Below are 1,048 nucleotides of genomic sequence, written 5' to 3'. Positions count from 1 at the left end.
ACCTGTATCTGTACCTACGTTACCTGCTGCATCTGTTGCAGTCACGGTAATGGTATGTGGACCATCAGTTAACGCAGGAAGTGTATTGTCTGCAAGCGTCCAGGTGCCGTCACCATTGTTCACTGCCGGATAGTCAGTGCCATCTACATTCACCACCACGGTTGCAGTCGGATCATTCACTGTACCGGTTAACTCAGGTGTACTGTCATTGGTCAATACATCGTTAAGCGCTACTGTCGGCGCAACCGCATCAACCACAGCTGTTGCTGGGCCTGATGTATTGCCAGCAGGATCTTCTGTTACTGCCGTTACTGTATCGCCATCATTTAAGCCAGGGTTTGGCACAGTCCAACTACCATCCGTTCCTGCTACAACACTTGCTGTACTACCGTCCGGATAAGTTACTGTTACTGTTGAACCAGGTTCTGCTGTACCTGTAATTGGGTCTGTCCCGTTAACCGGGTCGATCACTGGCGCATTCGGTGCAGCTGTATCAACTGTCACAACACCTGTATCTGTACCTACGTTACCTGCTGCATCTGTTGCAGTCACGGTAATGGTGTGTGGGCCATCAGTTAATGCAGGAAGTGTATTGTCTGCAAGCGTCCAGGTGCCGTCACCATTGTTTACTGCCGGATAGTCAGTACCATCTACATTCACCACCACAGTGGCTGTCGGATCGTTCACTGTACCGGTTAACTCAGGTGTACTGTCATTGGTCAATACATCGTTAAGCGCTACTGTCGGCGCAACCGCATCAACCACAGCTGTTGCTGGGCCTGATGTATTGCCAGCAGGATCTTCTGTTACTGCCGTTACTGTATCGCCATCATTTAAGCCAGGGTTTGGCACAGTCCAACTACCATCCGGTCCTGCTACAACACTTGCTGTACTACCGTCCGGATAAGTTACTGTTACTGTTGAACCAGGTTCTGCTGTACCTGTAATTGGGTCTGTCCCGTTAACCGGGTCAATCACTGGTGCTGTAGGAGCTGCTGTATCAACTGTCACAACACCTGTATCTGTACCTACGTTACCTGCTGCATCT

General features: G+C 50.1%; 1 protein-coding gene. It reads right to left on the bottom strand.

Going from position 1 to position 1,048, the window contains the following annotated elements:
- On the bottom strand, window positions 1–1,048 hold a 1,048-nt coding region (locus tag B806_RS0106165; RefSeq protein WP_017402757.1), incomplete at both ends, for an Ig-like domain-containing protein.

Origin of the sequence: Acinetobacter sp. TG2027 (assembly GCF_000302435.1) — a bacterium.
In the GTDB taxonomy this organism is placed as follows: domain Bacteria; phylum Pseudomonadota; class Gammaproteobacteria; order Pseudomonadales; family Moraxellaceae; genus Acinetobacter; species Acinetobacter pittii.
Note: the sequence above shows the minus strand (reverse complement) of the source record. Positions and strands in the feature narration are given on the sequence as shown.